We start from the raw sequence: 15328 nt of genomic DNA on the forward strand, positions 1-15328 counted from the left end.
AGATGCAGGGAAAGTGTTATGAAAACGTTAGGTGAATTTATTGTCGAAAAGCAGCACGAGTTTTCTCATGCTACGGGTGAACTCACTGCTTTGCTGTCGGCAATAAAGCTGGGCGCTAAGATCATCCACCGTGATATCAACAAGGCCGGTCTGGTCGATATCCTGGGTGCCAGCGGTGCCGAGAACGTTCAGGGCGAGGTTCAACAGAAACTCGATCTGTTCGCAAATGAAAAACTGAAAGCTGCACTGCGCGCGCGCGACATCGTGGCGGGTATCGCCTCCGAAGAAGAAGATGAAATTGTCGTTTTCGAAGGGTGTGAACACGCTAAATACGTTGTGCTGATGGATCCGCTGGACGGTTCCTCTAACATCGACGTTAACGTTTCTGTCGGTACCATTTTCTCCATCTACCGCCGCGTCACGCCTGTTGGCACGCCGGTGACAGAGGAAGATTTCCTGCAGCCGGGCAGTAACCAGGTGGCGGCCGGTTACGTCGTTTATGGCTCCTCCACCATGCTGGTGTACACCACGGGCTGCGGCGTTCACGCCTTTACTTACGATCCCTCGCTGGGCGTTTTCTGCCTGAGCCAGGAACGTATGCGCTTCCCGGAGAAGGGCAACACCTACTCCATCAACGAAGGCAACTACATCCGATTCCCGAACGGCGTGAAGAAATACATCAAGTTCTGCCAGGAAGAAGATAAAGCCACTCAGCGCCCGTACACGTCCCGCTATATCGGCTCGCTGGTTGCTGACTTCCACCGCAACCTGCTGAAAGGCGGTATCTACCTCTACCCAAGCACGGCAAGCCACCCTGACGGCAAGCTGCGTCTGCTGTATGAATGCAACCCAATGGCGTTCCTGGCCGAACAGGCTGGCGGCAAGGCGAGCGACGGTAAAGAGCGTATTCTGGACATCGTGCCGGAAAGCCTGCACCAGCGTCGTTCGTTCTTTGTCGGCAACACCCATATGGTTGATGACGTTGAACGTTTTATCCGTGAGTATCCGGACGCATAACCCATAACACGGGGAGCCCTTCAGGCTCCCCGCTTCATTTATATATTTTACCGTATAAGTGTTTATAAAAAACACGCTTTAATATTCGGTTTTGCTCCTGCATTATTTCCATAACAGTTTGACAAATATTTCCTGGAGCCTAATCGTCATGAAAAATTATTCCCGTGCTAATACCGGCATTGATTTAAATCTTATCCCTGTTTTTATTGAAGTGGTCCGCTGCGGCAGTATGGCAAAAGCCTCTGTACGTCTGGAGATGTCGCGCCCCGCGGTGAGTCTGGCATTAAAACGCTTTAATCAGCTGTTTGACGAGCCGCTATTTTTCCGCAAAGGGTTATATCTTGAGCCGACTGAAAATGCATTAGCATTAACCCAGTCTCTGGAAATATTAATGGGCGATATTCACGATAATATTGGCGCATTAAATTCAGCGACACATAAAACCCCGACACAGAATGCGCCGGGGCGGGAAAATATTATGCCGCTGTCTGAGCCGTCAGTTTAAATGATGCCATGGCGTCCATCAGCTGACGCGATTGCTCTTCCAGCGAGCGCGTCGCGGCAGAAGATTGCTGGACCAGCGCCGCATTCTGCTGCGCGGTTTCGTCCATCTGATTCACGGCAATATTCACCTGCTCAATGCCGCGACTCTGCTCCTGGGACGCGGTCGCAATCTCGCGCATCAGTTTGGTCATGCGCAGTACTTCTGTTGCGATCTCATCCATCGTTTCGCCAGCCTGCTGCGCCAGCTCGCTGCCTTCGTTTACATGGGTCTGAGAATCACTGATAAGCGAACGGATCTCTTTTGCTGCGTCAGCGCTGCGGCTGGCGAGGTTTCGCACTTCACCGGCGACAACGGCAAACCCGCGCCCCTGCTCACCCGCGCGCGCCGCTTCCACCGAGGCGTTCAGCGCCAGAATATTGGTCTGGAAGGCAATGCCGTCAATGACGCTCAGAATATCGGCGATGCGTGCCGAACTGCCGGCGATATCACGCATTTTTTCAATGACGTAGCAGACCATTTCGCTGCCGTGATCGGCGGTGTCAGACACGGATTTCGCCAGCTGGTGCGCCTGCTCGGCGTTGTCTGCATTGAGTTTCACCGTGGCGGTGATCTCTTCCATGCTGGCGGCCGTCTGCTCAAGCGATGTCGCGGTGGATTCCGTGCGCTGGGCAAGATCCATGTTCCCCGCCGTCAGTTCGCGGCTGCCGGTATCAATTTGCGAGCTGGCATCACGTACCCGTAAAACCGAGTTCATCAAAGACTGCCGCATCCCCTCAATGGCTGCGTTCAGGCGGTTAAACTCCTGGCTCGCCGGGTCATTCAGCGTATGGGTTAAATCGCCCGCCGCCACGTTCTCCAGCTGAGCAATGGACGCCGAAAGCGGTTTGAGCAGCATGTGACGCAGTACCAGCCACGCCAGCACAATAATGCCAGCCGTCAGCAGCGCGGCCACCACGATCAGGATCAGTACCCGGTTTTTGCTGGACTGCACGGCCTTCACTTCCGCTTTCCCGCGCGCTTCGCTCCAATTCTGAAAGACCTGCATATCATTATCAAACTGCGCCGCCACCGGGATCAGCGTGTTCTCCAGCAGATCGTAATAGCTGTCTGCGCTCTGATCGTTCAGGGCTTTCAGCATCGGATCGATCCCCTGCTGGTTATAGGTCGCCAGGCTCGCGGCCACCTTATCCAGCAGTTTTTGTCCCTGCTCATCCGCCACCCCGCCGTCGATCACGCCTTTCAGCGTTTTACGGGCCTGGGCAATCTCCTGGTTGATGTTTTTCACCGATTTGGCCGCGTCATCCAGCATGCCGATTTCCATCATCCGGACCGCCTGACCCGCTTCATTACGCGCGCGCAGGATCAGGGTATAGCCAGAATTAAGCTGCACCATCTGCTCACCCTGAAGGTGGTTGATGCGCTGGAGTGAAGAAGAACTCTGTGTGAGGGCATAAATGCCAATGCCGCTGACAATCAGCAGCAGAAGGGTCATAACGGCCAGTAAAGAGAGCAAGCCGGTACGAATCGATAGCGTTTTAAGCATGATATTATTTCCGGTAGCGAGATATTTCTGGGCATAAAAAAAGAGTATCGGCCGCTACCGGAAAATGTTTAGACTTTAAGCAAATTCAGCGTGTTATGTCTCTGTTACTGAAGTGTTTACACGGGTAACAGGCGAGCTTTGTCGGTTCTCCCAGAGCACCGTCAGGCCGCGCTGCAGGGCGATAAAAATAAACAACAGAATGCCAATGGCGATCTTGGTCCACCATGAACTGAGCGTGCCGTCAAAGTTGATATAGGTCTGGATCAGTCCCTGGATCGCCACGCCGAACAGCGTCCCCAGCACCGTGCCAACGCCGCCGCTGAGCAACGTGCCGCCAATCACCACCGAGGCGATGGCATCAAGTTCCACCCCGACACCTGCCAGGGCATAACCCGCCTGGGTATAAATCGAGAAGACGATCCCCGCCAGCGTCGCCAGTCCGGTCGAGAGCATATAGATGCGGATTGTGGTGCTGCGGGTGGAGATCCCCATCAGGTTTGCCGAGGTGGCGCTGCCGCCAATGGCATAGACCTGATTACCAAACCGGGTACGGTGGGCAAGGAAGATCCCCACCACCACCACGCCCAGCATCAGCAACCCCATCGCGCTCAGACGACCGCCGCCGGGGATTTTCCACGCCAGGCTGGAGAGCGTGTCGTAGACAGGATGGTTAATCGGAATCGATTCTTCCGAGACCAGGTAGCTCACGCCGCGCAGGAAGAACATGCCGGCGAGGGTGATAATAAAGGCCGGAATTTTCAGCGCGTCGATCAAAAGCCCCATAAAGGCGCCAAACGCGCAGCCCATCACCAGCACCAGCGGGAAGGCCAGCAGCGGCGAGATCCCCCAGAAACCGATCGCTTTTGCGAGGAATACGCCCGTGAAAGCGATCACCGACCCAACCGAGAGATCGATCCCACCGGAGAGGATCACAAAGGTCATGCCAACGGCGATAATGCCTAAAAAGGCGTTATCCGTCAGAATGTTGCAAATCACCCGGGTAGAGGCAAAGCCCGGGAATTGCGTCAGGCAGTAGAGATAACCCAGCACAAACACGCCCAGGGTGATCATTAACGGTAAATTACGTTTTATCATGGCCACGGATCCCTTTAATGATGCTGACAAAGCGCGGCGACTGGACGATCAGCACGCAGAGCACGACCACCGCTTTCACCACCTGGTTGAGTTCCGGCTGAAAACCGGAGAGCAGGATCCCGGTATTCATACCCTGAATAATCAGCGCGCCGATCACCGAGAGCAGCAGATTAAACCGCCCGCCCATCAGCGATCCGCCACCGATAACCACCGCCAGGATCGCATCCAGCTCCAGCCATAACCCGGCGTTGTTGGCATCCGCACCACGGATGTCCGCCGCGACGATCACCCCGGCAATGGCGGCGCAAATGCCGCTCAGCACGTAGGTCAGCATGACCATCAGCCGCGTATTAACCCCGGCGTTTCGCGCCGCACGGATGTTAATTCCGACCGCTTCAATGAACATGCCCAGCGCCGTTTTACGGGTAAAGAGCCAGAACACGACTAATGTGACCAGCGCAATAACGATCGGCGTCGGGAAGAAGAACAGCTTACCGCTGCCAAGCCATGCCAGGCCGGGGGAGTTGAAGGTCACAATCTGACCCGAGGTGATAAGCTGTGCCACACCGCGTCCGGCCACCATCAGGATGAGAGTGGCGACAAACGGCTGAATTTTCAGGACCGCCACCAGAATGCCGTTCCACAGTCCGGCCAGCACCCCAGTACCTAATGCAGCCAGCAGCACCACCGGCAGGCTGTGCCCGGCGACGGTCATGGACGCTGCCGTGGCGCCTGCGATGGCCATCACCGCACCGACGGAGAGGTCAATCCCGCCGGTGGCGATCACCAGCGTCATACCAATGGCCAGAAGCGCCACCGGGGCGGCACGGTTTAAAATGTCTATCGGACTGCCAAACAGCCGGCCATCCTGCACGATAATCTGAAAGAAATGCGGGGCGACCAGGCTATCGATCAGCAGCACCAGCAGCAACGCGATAATTTGCGGCGTGCCGGTAGGCCAGGTGAAGCGGCGCCTGGTTGCACCGGTTTGCGGAAGCGAACGGGGCATCACGATTAACTCCTTACGCCGCGATGGCATTCATGATTGCCGGAACGGACAGTTTATCCAGCGGGATCTCTGCCACCTGCTTACGATCGCGCATGATGATGACGCGATCGGCATACCCCACAAGCTCTTCCAGCTCGGATGAGATAACCAGCAGCGCCAGACCGTCTGCACACAGCGTTTCGATAAGCCGGATAATTTCGGCATGCGCCCCGACGTCGATACCGCGCGTCGGTTCATCGAGGATCAGGAACTGGGGTTTAGTCAGCAGCCAGCGTGACAGCAATACCTTCTGCTGGTTGCCACCGGAGAGAAATTCAATGGGCTGTTCAGCGCTCGGCGTACGTATACCGAGCTGACGGATAAATCGCTCGGCAATGGCGTTTTGTTCTTTCCGCGGGATGGGGCGTAGCCATCCGCGCTGCGCCTGCAGAGCCAGAATGATATTTTCCCGCACCGAGGCGGCGGCAATTATGCCATCGGTTTTCCTGTCTTCCGGGCAGAAGCCCACGCCCAGGCAGGAGGCCTGATGCGGCGATCGCAGGGTCTGCGGTTTACCTTTGATCAGCGCGCTGCCGCTGTCTGCAGGTTTGATCCCGAAGATCACCTCGGCGGTTTCGGTGCGCCCGGAACCCAGCAGGCCCGCCAGCCCGACAATTTCACCGGGCCGCACGTCCAGATTAAAGGGCGAGATCACCCCTTTTTTGCCAAAATCGCTGAAGGCCGCGACCGGTTTCTCGCTGAGCAGCGTGCGGCCTGCACGCTGAAGCGCGTTGGTTTCCAGCTCGCGGCCCAGCATCATTTTGACCAGTTCTATCTGCGGCAGCTCGCGAGTTTCGCGGCAGCCGACAAAGCTGCCGTTGCGCAGCACCGTGATGCGATCGCTGACCTCATACACCTGATCGAGGAAGTGGGTGACGAAGATCAGGCTTACCCCCTGATCGCGCAGCTGGCGCATCAGGGTAAAGAGCATTTCGACTTCCTGGGTATCAAGGCTCGCGGTAGGCTCATCAAGGATCAGCACTTTCGCGGAGAGATCGATCGCCCGGCAAATCGCGACAATTTGCTGCATCGCGACGGAAAAACGGTTCAGCGGTTCGCGAACGTCCAGGGAGAAGCCATAGGATTCCATCAGCCTGGTGGCCCGTGCTTCCATCTCTTTGCGTCGCAGCAGGCCGAAGCGTCTTGGCTCACGGCCGATAAACAGGTTATCCGCCACCGACATATTCGGCAGCAGGTTCACTTCCTGGTAAACCGTCCCAATCCCCAGCTGTTGTGCATGGGCGGTGTTTTTTGGCGAAATGGCGTTGCCTTCTAGCCAGATCGTGCCGCGATCGGCATGGTAAACGCCGGTAAGTGCCTTAATCAGCGTCGATTTTCCCGCACCGTTCTCTCCCAGCAGCGCCATAATCTCACCGCGCCGCAGGCTAAAATCAACGTTATCCAGCGCTTTCACACCGGGGAAAAACTTGCTTAAGCCCTCTGTGCGGAGGATTTCCTGGTGTTGTGTGTCGGTCATGTTTCCCCCTCACCCTCGCCCTCTCCCGGTTGGGGAGAGGGAAATGTTCATGCCATTCTACCCGCCCTTGTACACCCTCTCCCCTCAGGGGAGAGGAGTGGGATAGGGGCGAGGGAAAAGGCCTTAGTAGCCCATATTTTTCTTCTTCTCTAACTCTTCTTTCGCGGTGTCAGGCAGGTAGAGCGTCGATTTGGTGATCGTCACTTTTTCAGGCAGGGTGCCGTCTTTCTTGAATTTCTCCAGCGCATCGAATGCCGGGCCAGCCATGTTTGGCGTCAGCTCCACGCTGGCGTTCGCTTCGCCGTCCATCATCGCTTTATAGATATCCGGCACGCCATCGATAGAGCCAGTGAGGATATCTTTGCCCGGCTTCAGCCCCGCTTCTTTGATGGCCTGAATAGCCCCAATCACCATGTCATCGTTGTGGGCGTAAACCATGCAGATGTTCTTGCCGTTGTTTTCAGCCTTGATAAAGCTCTCCATGACCTCTTTACCTTTACTGCGGGTAAAGTCGCCGGACTGAGAACGGATAATCTTAATGTTTGGCGCTTTGGCGATGGCTTCCGCGAAGCCTTTCTTACGATCGATGGCCACGCTCGCCCCGACGGTCCCCTGCAACTCAACGACGTTACACGGCTTGCCATCCACCTGTTTCACCAGCCAGTCACCAATTAATTGGCCCTCGAGAACGTTGTTGGCGGTGACGGTGGTCATATAGAGAGATTTGTCTTTTACATCAATGGAACGATCGAGCAAAACAACCGGGATCTCAGCGTCTTTCGCTTCCTTCAGGACCGGCTCCCAGCCAGTGGCCACGACCGGCGCAATAAAGATGGCATCAACGCCCTGGGCGATAAATGACCGCACGGCTTTGATCTGGTTTTCCTGTTTTTGCTGCGCATCGGCGATTTTCAGGGTGATACCGCGTTTCTGGGCCTCGCTTTTCGCAACGTTGGTTTCTGCCGCTCGCCAGCCGGATTCAGAGCCGACCTGGGAAAAACCTACGGTTAAAGGGGCGGCCATCGCCATAGACGACATGGCTGCCGAAACTGCTGTGACAAGAAGTAAGCGCTTCCACATATGAACGTCCTCGTAGGGGTGTTTATTGTTGGTTAAAAGATGTTCTGCGAAATGACTATAGCCAATGAAATATGTAACGAATTGCGTTACATCACACTTCAGAAAAGTGAATAAAACGTTAATCACAAGTTTGTAATCGCTTTCATTTCACCATTAAAAAAGCGGCTGAGTTTATGGATTTTCCTGTCATGGAATCGGTCTGAAAAGTGGGGAGAACGTGGAGAGAAGACGAAAACAGGCGGAGACTTTCAGCGCCAGTTGGCTATAATACCTGCCACTTGTTTACCATCCATTTTAAAGGACACAGACATGAGCTTACTCAACGTCCCTGCGGGTAAAGAACTGCCAGAAGACATCTACGTAGTTATCGAAATCCCGGCTAACGCAGATCCTATCAAATACGAAGTGGACAAAGAGAGCGGTGCGCTGTTTGTAGACCGTTTCATGTCTACCGCCATGTTCTATCCATGCAACTATGGTTACATCAACCACACCCTGTCTCTGGACGGTGACCCGGTTGACGTACTGGTTCCAACGCCATACCCACTGCAGCCAGGCGCAGTCATTCGCTGCCGTCCTGTTGGCGTGCTGAAAATGACCGACGAATCTGGTGAAGATGCGAAACTGGTTGCTGTTCCGCACACCAAACTGAGCAAAGAGTACGATCACATCAAAGATGTGAACGACCTGCCAGAACTGCTGAAAGCGCAGATCACTCACTTCTTCGAGCACTACAAAGACCTCGAAAAAGGCAAGTGGGTTAAAGTTGACGGCTGGGAAAACGCAGAAGCAGCGAAAGCGGAAATCATCTCCTCTTTCGAACGCGCTGCGAAGAAGTAATTCTTACCGCTGAATAATAAGGCCCCGCGAGTCGGGGCTTTTTTGTACCTTGCGTCTGACGCGATACTGGCACGCTAAATACGGTATAGCGGGTAACATCTCAAGGAACCAGCAGAATATATGAGCTTGTGACCCCAGGTTTTGTCCCCGGCAGAGCCGACCTGTTTGAAGAGCTTGCAGGGTATTATGAGAGTGATGACCTGATATTTACCGAGATAGGTCTTTGATATCATCTAACGCTATTAATAGCCTGCATTTGCCCTACACGCTGCGTTAAAACAATTACCGACGAATATGCCCGTTTCGTGTCTGCTTCAGGGCTGTATGAAGACAGGTGTGTCTACCCTTTTTGTTGCAATGTACAGCGGGTAGAGTAAACGGCATACCCTGAGCTCAGGTGCTACTAATATCACCCATAGCTATTTTTTAATTAAGTTGCTGGTCAGCACACTCCTGACCGTCGCGATTGTGGGCGTTTTACATGCTACGTTTCTTTCTTCACAGCATAAAGATGGGCTACATAAAGGCGTTTGACTGTTACGGTAAAGACAGCAAATGGCAGTATCTCTGCATCATGACATTCCAGCTCGCCTGGTTTTTGTTTTATTTATGGATCCCCTACCGTAGCGATTATGCCATTTTGCTGTTTTTACTGTTTTTTATTCCCGTCATTTCAAGCAATACGCGGTGCATCAACTACTACGGCTTTTCACGCGCCCTGTGTCTGATATGGCTGGTTGCTCCGTACATCATGCTTTTTGTTCCGCTGTTTTTGACCCGACGCCGAAGCACAGAAGAGAGCTAAGCCCATAAAAAACAACGCCACCTGACGGTGGCGTTGTTTTTTTCAGTACTGGTCTCTGTCTAACCAGTTACCGCTTACAATCCGCTTTAACCCCTCGACCGGACGCTGGTAGACGTACATCCACGCACTTCCATACGGCGTCTGGATCAACTGGCGAGCGTATTCACCGCCCCTGGTGCGCAAGGCATCAAGTTCGGCAAGAGTAGCATTATCAATACGATAAACTTCACCCTGTACTGTTCCTTCCCCAGGAACCGCGCCTGGATAGTGGCCCAGGCTATACAACTGGTAGTTCTCGATATTGTAATTCCCCAGCAGCAGGGCATTGGTCATCCAGTGACTGTTGCCTTGCTTGGTTCGTAAACTGCCGTAGACAAATATTCGCATTGCTAAAACTCAAACTGATAGAGCAGATCAAGTGCCTGGTCTACGCCGGACACTGCTTCCAGATATAGCTTAGGCATAAGGCGATAGCGTAACGTGAGTGTTGCCAGTGAGTCAAAGATCCCCACGCCATATTTTACCTGCAGACCCGGCAGTACATAGCCACTGACCACCACTTGCGAGGAGTCACCCACGCCCTGGGTGTCCAGTGCCAGATTGCTTACGCCGAACGTCTCGCCGATTTTACCCACAACCTGCCCACTTTGTGCAACCCCCAGACCTACTAACATCGAGGTCATCGCTGCACTGTCGCTCTGGCCGCTCTCCAGTCCTTGCCCACGCAGCAGGTAAGACAGGGCTTCCTGTTGCGACATTGCCGGGTCGGAGAAGATCTCCGCCTTCGGCTCATCAGCAGAGCCGGTAACGCGAACACCCGCAATAACGTCGTTTTCGGTGGCTTCCGGGTTACGAATCGCTTCGATATTGAGCAGTGGCTGATCCGGTGGGCCGGAGAACAGCAGCTCACCTTTACGCACAATCAGATCCTGACCATAGGCATGGAAGCGCCCTTCAGGAATATTGATCTGGCCGTTCAGACCCAGACCCTGCTTGTCCTGCGCGACTTTCAGATCCCCCGTCAGTCTCGCCTTCAGCCCAAACGCATCCAGACGCACGTTATTGCCGACGTGAACGGTGAGGTTACTGTTGATCGGAATACCGGCGCTCTTCTGCTCAACGGGTTTGAGATTTTCATTGAGCATGACTTCGTCACTGGAGACGCCCACCGCGCTCTCAGGCACCTCGTGCACCACGATGCGTGCCCACGGTACGTCCACGTTGCCGTCCAGCGTGAAGAGGCTTGGGGTGGCTTCAAAGACAATATCCGGGGATACGTCCAGACGTACCATCGGCGGTACGGTGATCCGCACCTTGCTGCCTTTGGCCGCAACACGGGCCCGCCAGTTATCAAGCTGGCTCCAGTCGGCGTCGCCGCTGAGGTTGATTTGCCCCTGCTGGGTACGCACCACCCCGGCGAGGGTCGAGCTCATGCCGTTGAAGTTCATCGCAATCTGGCTTGGCTGCATATCAAACGGCATAAAGTTGCCGTCGATATCCACGCCGTTAAGCTGCATCTGGCCAAACAGCTGCGGGCTTTGCGCATTGCCCGCCAGGCGCAGGTTCGCGCTGAGCATCCCCTCTGCTTTTTCTCCACGTGAGAAAATCGGGTTGGCCATCGCCAGGTTGAAGTTGCGGATATTAACGTTACCGGCGAGATTACGGCGTCCTTGCGGATCGGTAATCTGCACCTGCCCGTCAAACTGACCGTTGTTGGTCAGACGGATAAGCCACCCCAGCTCCGCGCGGTTGTTATGCAGATCGGCACTCAGGTTGAGGGTATCAAACGCCACCGGCAGCGGTGCGTCGTTCACCTCCTGTATCACCTTCACGTTACGACCAGAGAGCGTCACGCTACCCTGCGGCAGCCCCTCTTTGGTCGTGTCCCACGCGACATCGGCTTTCCCGCTAAAGACGCCGCTGGCCTGAGTCGTGTCCGGCATAAACGGTTTTAGCATCGCCAGGTCGAAGCGATTAAGGTTGATCTGCGCACGCCCTTCAGCCCCCGCATCAATGGTCTGCGGCACGCACAGTTCCGCATTCGGGTTGGTCCAGCAGTGCGGTCCGATACTGATCTTTTGTTCGGCGTTGCGGTAGTCCAGCGCGATAGAGCGGGACAGCGCCAGCGGCCCTACCGGGGTGTTGAAGCGGGTATTGTCCAGCGTCCCTTTCCAGCGCGCCTGTTTGCGATCAAAGCTTCCGGTCAGATGAAGCTGACCGGATACCGGCTCGCCCTGCACCTTAAGCTGGAGATCGTGCTGTTTTTCGTTACCTTTGGCATCCAGAGTGACCAGATTAATGTTCACGTCGGGCTGAGAAATGCGCTCCACGCGCAGGTTCAGGTTACCGCCAATCTGATCGGTGGATTTCACATCCCCTTCGACGCGAACCCGCGCAACGGTCAGCGCCTGCCAGCGCAGGTTGCTGGCGGTGATATCGGCCAGCAGCTGCGGAGCCTCTACCGTGCCGCGCACCTTCACTAACCCTTTCGCCGTACCGCCCAACCCTGGCAGGGCGTTATCCAGATTTGGCGCATCAATGGTGGCATCGAGATTAAGATCTTTCACCCCCAGCTCGCCTTTGATATCCGCCGTGTTACGGCCCAGCGCCACGTGCAGACCCGGGATCACCCACTGCAGATAGCTGTTGCCCTTCAGCGAGCCTTCAACGTTGACCTTATTCTGCTTCACGTTACCGGTAAGCTTGATTTCCGGCACGTCCATCTGCCACGTACCGCCATACAGGCTGCCGCGGGTTTTGATCAGGCCGTCCAGTTTTGATGGCCAGTCTGGCACCTCTTTGGCCGTGTTGATCCCCGTCAGCTTCAGCTCGCCGCGCCAGCTGATCGCCTGCTGCCAGTCGAGCAGCGCGGTGAGTTCAGTTTTGCCTTCCAGCGCCGCGACGGTCAGTTTGTCGAGATTCACCTGCTGCTCGTTGCCTTTAGCATCCAGCGTAATCGTCGCTGGCGGAACACCTTGCCCCTTCACCGCCGTGCGGAACGACAGGGTGTAATCCGTCATTTTGCCGCTCAGCTTGAGCTTCAGGTCATCGGCCTGGAACTGTTTTTCGCCGGTGAACGGCCAGTAGAGCTGCTTACTGACAACCTCAAGGTTGAGCGGCAGCCCCGCTTCCGCCAGCTGCGTTTGCGCGCGCAGATCCATATCCACCGGGCCGGAGAGGTTAACGCCGACATCCAGTTTATCGCGCAGCGCCCCGCCCACTTTGACCTTCACTTTTTCGCCTTTCAGCGGGTCGATGTTGAGCGAACTGTTCAGGGTGATATCCACCGGCCAGTTGTCGCGCAGCAGGGCATTCCCTGACGCGTTAACCGAGCCCTGGTTGGTGTCGATATCCAGCGCGTCGAGTTTCATGTTGCCGTCGATGCTGCTGACTTTAAGCAGCATGTTGAAGACCGTCAGATCGGTATCGCCGGTGAGACGCAGCTGCTCGCCTTTAAACTCTTCGATATTCAGGTTCAGCGGCAGATGAACGTCCGTCATCTCCGGCAGCACAGGTTTAGAGAAGAGATCTTTCAGCGTTTCGCCCAGCGGTTTCTCTTCCGGCTGCGGGTTCTGGATCTTCGGCTCGACAATTTCTTCCTGCGCCACGTCCGCCACTTTCGGCAGCGCAATCAGCAGCCCCTGAAGGGAGGTTGGCGTCAGAGCGAGGTTTTTCTCCTGCCAGCGCAGGCCGGAGGTGAAATCCATGACGGAGACGGTGGTGTCGTCGATTTTGACATTGACGTTATCCAGCGCCACCCGATAGAGGGCAATCGGATACGGTGTGGAGAGATTCAGCGGGCCGCTATCCTCTTCCTCAACGGGTGCCGATTTCGGCATTTTCTTCGAATCTATCGCCACGTTCACGTCTTTCAGCGATAGATCGTTAACGCACAGCTTGCTGTCCCGCAGGCAGCCCAGCTTCACCGCGAGGTGAAATTCCCCCGCGTTTACCGCCACGCCAGGCTGCTCATAGCGGATGTTTTTCAGACGCAGATCGCGCCAGCCGCCTGTCACCTGGCCAATTTCCAGCCCGGGAACCCAGCGGTTAGCCGCGTTAAACAGCAGATGCAGGCCAGACGTCGTTCCGACCAGAAACGCCACCGTACCGAGCAGCAGTACGATAAAAATCAGCACCCCGAGGCTTATCTTCTTCCATAAACTCATAATTCAGGCCCCAGACCGATGTAAAACTGTAAACCGTGTTCTTCTTTATCACCCACCGGCACGGCGAAATCGAGCTTGATTGGCCCGACGGGAGACTGCCAGCGTACGCCCACGCCCGCGCCGGTTTTAAAGTCGCTGCGGCGGATATCGCTTACCGCTTCGCCGCCGTCGACAAACATCGCGCCCCACCATTTTCCGCTGACGTTGTACTGGTACTCCAGCGAGCCGGTAGCCAGCTTGGAGGCACCAATCAGCTTGCCGTCATCATCTTTCGGCGCGATGGATTTGTATTTGTAACCGCGAATACTGCGGTCGCCACCGGCGAAGAAGCGCAGATCCGGCGGAACTTTGTCGAAGTCGCCGGTTTCAATCCAGCCGAGGTTGCCGCGCATCACGAAGCGGTGTTTGTCATACAGCGTGCGGATCCAGACGTTTTGCGCCTGAATCACCGAGAAATCCACATCGGAACCCCACATGGTGTTGGAGTAATCGATGGAGTAACGCTGGGAATCGCCCCAGGTTGGCATCAGGCCGCCACGCGAGCGGGTACGGCTGATCATCACCCCCGGGTAGAGCAGCATGGTGGTGTTGGTGACGTTGGCCTGGGTAAAGTGGTCCAAACTCCAGCGCAGGTTAATGGCGCGCTGCCAGCCGCTGGAGAGGTCCCAGTATCGCGATACCGCAAGCGTGGTGGAATCTGCCTCGGTATCGTTCAGGTCGGTACGCTTAAAACCGCCCTGAACAAGGTAATACTGTTCAAGCGGGTTTTTCAGCAGCGGCATTTTGTAGCTGAAATCGAGCTGCTGTTCCGGCGCTGAGATACTGGCGCTGGTGGTCAGGCTGTGACCGTATGAGTTCATCCACGGCTTTTTCCACGTGGCTTTCACGCGCGGACCGACGTCGGTCGAATAACCAACACCGGTCTCAATGGTGTTCTCGGTGCGCGGCGAAACAACGCCATGCAGCGGCAACACCTTGGTTTTGCGCGATTTATCAAACTCCGGCGCGACAACCACCGAGTTAAACCACCCGGTGGCGGAGAGGCGGCGGTTCAGCTCCGCCAGATCACGCGACTGGTAGTAATCGCCCTTTTTGAAAGGCACGAGGTTTTGCAGATACTCTTCACGAATTTGTGAGCCTTCGAAGGTCACATCGCCGAAACGATAACGTTCGCCGCTGTCATAATCGATATCCCAGAAGGCCTGGTGCCTGTCGAGCGCAATGCCCAGCTGGCTTTTGTCGAACTGGCTGTCAAAATAACCCTTACGCAGGGAGACGCTCGTCAGCTCTTTTTTGAAATGGTCGTAGTCACCGTGGTTCAGCACGGTACCGTTTTTCGGCCGCGTGCTGAGCAGATCCAGGTAATCCCGGTCCGTACGCGCGCCGCCGCGCAGAATGACGTTAGTGCCGCCGATCAACACCGGCTCACCCGGTGAAACGCGGGCAATAAGCACCTGTCGCCCCTTCTTTGGCGGCGGACGGAGATCGAAATCAATGGTGGGTTCGTAATAACCCAGCGCTTTCAGCCCTTCGCGGATCGCATCATCCACGCGCGCGCGAAAACGCCGGTCCGGCGTCACTTCGTCGCTCTCGATGGTCGACAGCTGCGCACGCACGTTTTTTTCCAGCGCCCCGGATAACCCCTCAACCTGCAAACGGACATTCGCCGCGCTGGCAACCCCGCTTGTCAGCAATAAACTGACCAAACATAACTGGCGGATTTTTGTCACGTTTTCTCCTGAATATCCCTTT

General features: G+C 55.5%; 12 protein-coding genes. 4 read left to right on the plus strand and 8 right to left on the minus strand.

Annotated features, from left to right (window positions below; translation table 11 throughout):
* Positions 1–18: 18 nt before the first annotated feature.
* Together fbp and L466_RS01040 are read left to right on the plus strand one after the other, a co-directional pair.
* Positions 19–1017 (plus strand): class 1 fructose-bisphosphatase, encoded by a 999-nt coding sequence (gene fbp, locus L466_RS01045; RefSeq protein WP_020882906.1) that lies wholly within the window; start codon positions 19–21, stop codon positions 1015–1017.
* 148 nt (positions 1018–1165) lie between these two features.
* Positions 1166–1522, plus strand: coding sequence for a helix-turn-helix domain-containing protein (locus tag L466_RS01040; protein ID WP_025205788.1), 357 nt, complete (start codon positions 1166–1168; stop codon positions 1520–1522).
* Here L466_RS01040 and L466_RS01035 read toward each other — a convergent pair.
* The 5 genes from L466_RS01035 to ytfQ all read right to left on the minus strand — a co-directional run bounded on the left by L466_RS01035 (position 1494) and on the right by ytfQ (position 7765).
* Complete coding sequence (locus L466_RS01035) at positions 1494–3065, minus strand: methyl-accepting chemotaxis protein (RefSeq protein WP_032681851.1); 1572 nt, start codon at positions 3063–3065, stop codon at positions 1494–1496. The two genes, L466_RS01040 and L466_RS01035, sit on opposite strands and share 29 nt — an antisense overlap.
* A gap of 93 nt (positions 3066–3158) precedes the next feature.
* Entirely contained in the window at positions 3159–4160 is a 1002-nt protein-coding gene (gene yjfF, locus L466_RS01030) for a galactofuranose ABC transporter, permease protein YjfF (protein WP_025205792.1), read from the minus strand.
* The gene (gene ytfT, locus L466_RS01025) at positions 4147–5172 is read right to left on the minus strand and encodes a galactofuranose ABC transporter, ATP-binding protein YtfT (protein ID WP_025205793.1); all 1026 of its coding nucleotides are present in this window, start codon (positions 5170–5172) and stop codon (positions 4147–4149) included. Before ytfT ends, yjfF begins: the two co-directional genes overlap by 14 nt.
* Positions 5173–5182: 10 nt before the next feature.
* Positions 5183–6685, minus strand: a complete 1503-nt coding sequence (gene ytfR / locus L466_RS01020) for a galactofuranose ABC transporter, ATP-binding protein YtfR (RefSeq protein WP_032681853.1) — start codon at positions 6683–6685, stop codon at positions 5183–5185.
* A gap of 123 nt (positions 6686–6808) precedes the next feature.
* Positions 6809–7765, minus strand: coding sequence for a galactofuranose ABC transporter substrate-binding protein YtfQ (gene ytfQ / locus L466_RS01015; protein ID WP_020882912.1), 957 nt, complete (start codon positions 7763–7765; stop codon positions 6809–6811).
* A gap of 309 nt (positions 7766–8074) precedes the next feature.
* Between ytfQ and ppa the strand changes: the two genes are divergently transcribed.
* Together ppa and L466_RS01005 are read left to right on the plus strand one after the other, a co-directional pair.
* On the plus strand, positions 8075–8605 hold the full coding sequence (gene ppa, locus L466_RS01010) for an inorganic diphosphatase (protein WP_020882913.1): 531 nt from the start codon (positions 8075–8077) through the stop codon (positions 8603–8605).
* 511 nt (positions 8606–9116) lie between these two features.
* Positions 9117–9410 (plus strand): hypothetical protein, encoded by a 294-nt coding sequence (locus L466_RS01005; protein ID WP_032669643.1) that lies wholly within the window; start codon positions 9117–9119, stop codon positions 9408–9410.
* 42 nt (positions 9411–9452) lie between these two features.
* On the opposite strand, the gene L466_RS01000 is transcribed toward L466_RS01005, so the two are convergent.
* From L466_RS01000 to tamA, 3 genes are read right to left on the minus strand one after another with little or no spacing between them, the layout of a single operon-like run.
* On the minus strand, positions 9453–9797 hold the full coding sequence (locus L466_RS01000; protein ID WP_014168360.1) for a gamma-glutamylcyclotransferase family protein: 345 nt from the start codon (positions 9795–9797) through the stop codon (positions 9453–9455).
* Between the two features lie 2 nt (positions 9798–9799).
* On the minus strand, positions 9800–13576 hold the full coding sequence (gene tamB, locus L466_RS00995) for an autotransporter assembly complex protein TamB (RefSeq protein ID WP_032681855.1): 3777 nt from the start codon (positions 13574–13576) through the stop codon (positions 9800–9802).
* Positions 13573–15306 carry an autotransporter assembly complex protein TamA gene (gene tamA, locus L466_RS00990; protein WP_020882918.1) on the minus strand — a complete coding sequence of 578 codons (1734 nt, stop codon included), beginning with the start codon at positions 15304–15306 and terminating at the stop codon, positions 13573–13575. The genes tamB and tamA overlap by 4 nt, the downstream gene beginning before the upstream one ends.
* Between the last annotated feature and the right edge of the window lie 22 nt (positions 15307–15328).

It is taken from the genome of Enterobacter sp. BIDMC 30, assembly GCF_000534355.1.
Classification (GTDB): domain Bacteria; phylum Pseudomonadota; class Gammaproteobacteria; order Enterobacterales; family Enterobacteriaceae; genus Enterobacter; species Enterobacter ludwigii.

Bases quoted from the DNA above. Each gene is read 5' to 3' on its own strand.
- ppa (WP_020882913.1), top strand. From the start codon at position 8,075: ATGAGCTTACTCAACGTCCCTGCGGGTAAAGAACTGCCAGAAGACATC.
- L466_RS01005 (WP_032669643.1), top strand. From the start codon at position 9,117: ATGGGCTACATAAAGGCGTTTGACTGTTACGGTAAAGACAGCAAATGG.
- ytfR (WP_032681853.1), bottom strand. From the start codon at position 6,685: ATGACCGACACACAACACCAGGAAATCCTCCGCACAGAGGGCTTAAGC.
- fbp (WP_020882906.1), top strand. From the start codon at position 19: ATGAAAACGTTAGGTGAATTTATTGTCGAAAAGCAGCACGAGTTTTCT.
- L466_RS01040 (WP_025205788.1), top strand. From the start codon at position 1,166: ATGAAAAATTATTCCCGTGCTAATACCGGCATTGATTTAAATCTTATC.
- yjfF (WP_025205792.1), bottom strand. From the start codon at position 4,160: ATGATAAAACGTAATTTACCGTTAATGATCACCCTGGGCGTGTTTGTG.
- tamB (WP_032681855.1), bottom strand. From the start codon at position 13,576: ATGAGTTTATGGAAGAAGATAAGCCTCGGGGTGCTGATTTTTATCGTA.
- L466_RS01000 (WP_014168360.1), bottom strand. From the start codon at position 9,797: ATGCGAATATTTGTCTACGGCAGTTTACGAACCAAGCAAGGCAACAGT.
- L466_RS01035 (WP_032681851.1), bottom strand. From the start codon at position 3,065: ATGCTTAAAACGCTATCGATTCGTACCGGCTTGCTCTCTTTACTGGCC.
- ytfQ (WP_020882912.1), bottom strand. From the start codon at position 7,765: ATGTGGAAGCGCTTACTTCTTGTCACAGCAGTTTCGGCAGCCATGTCG.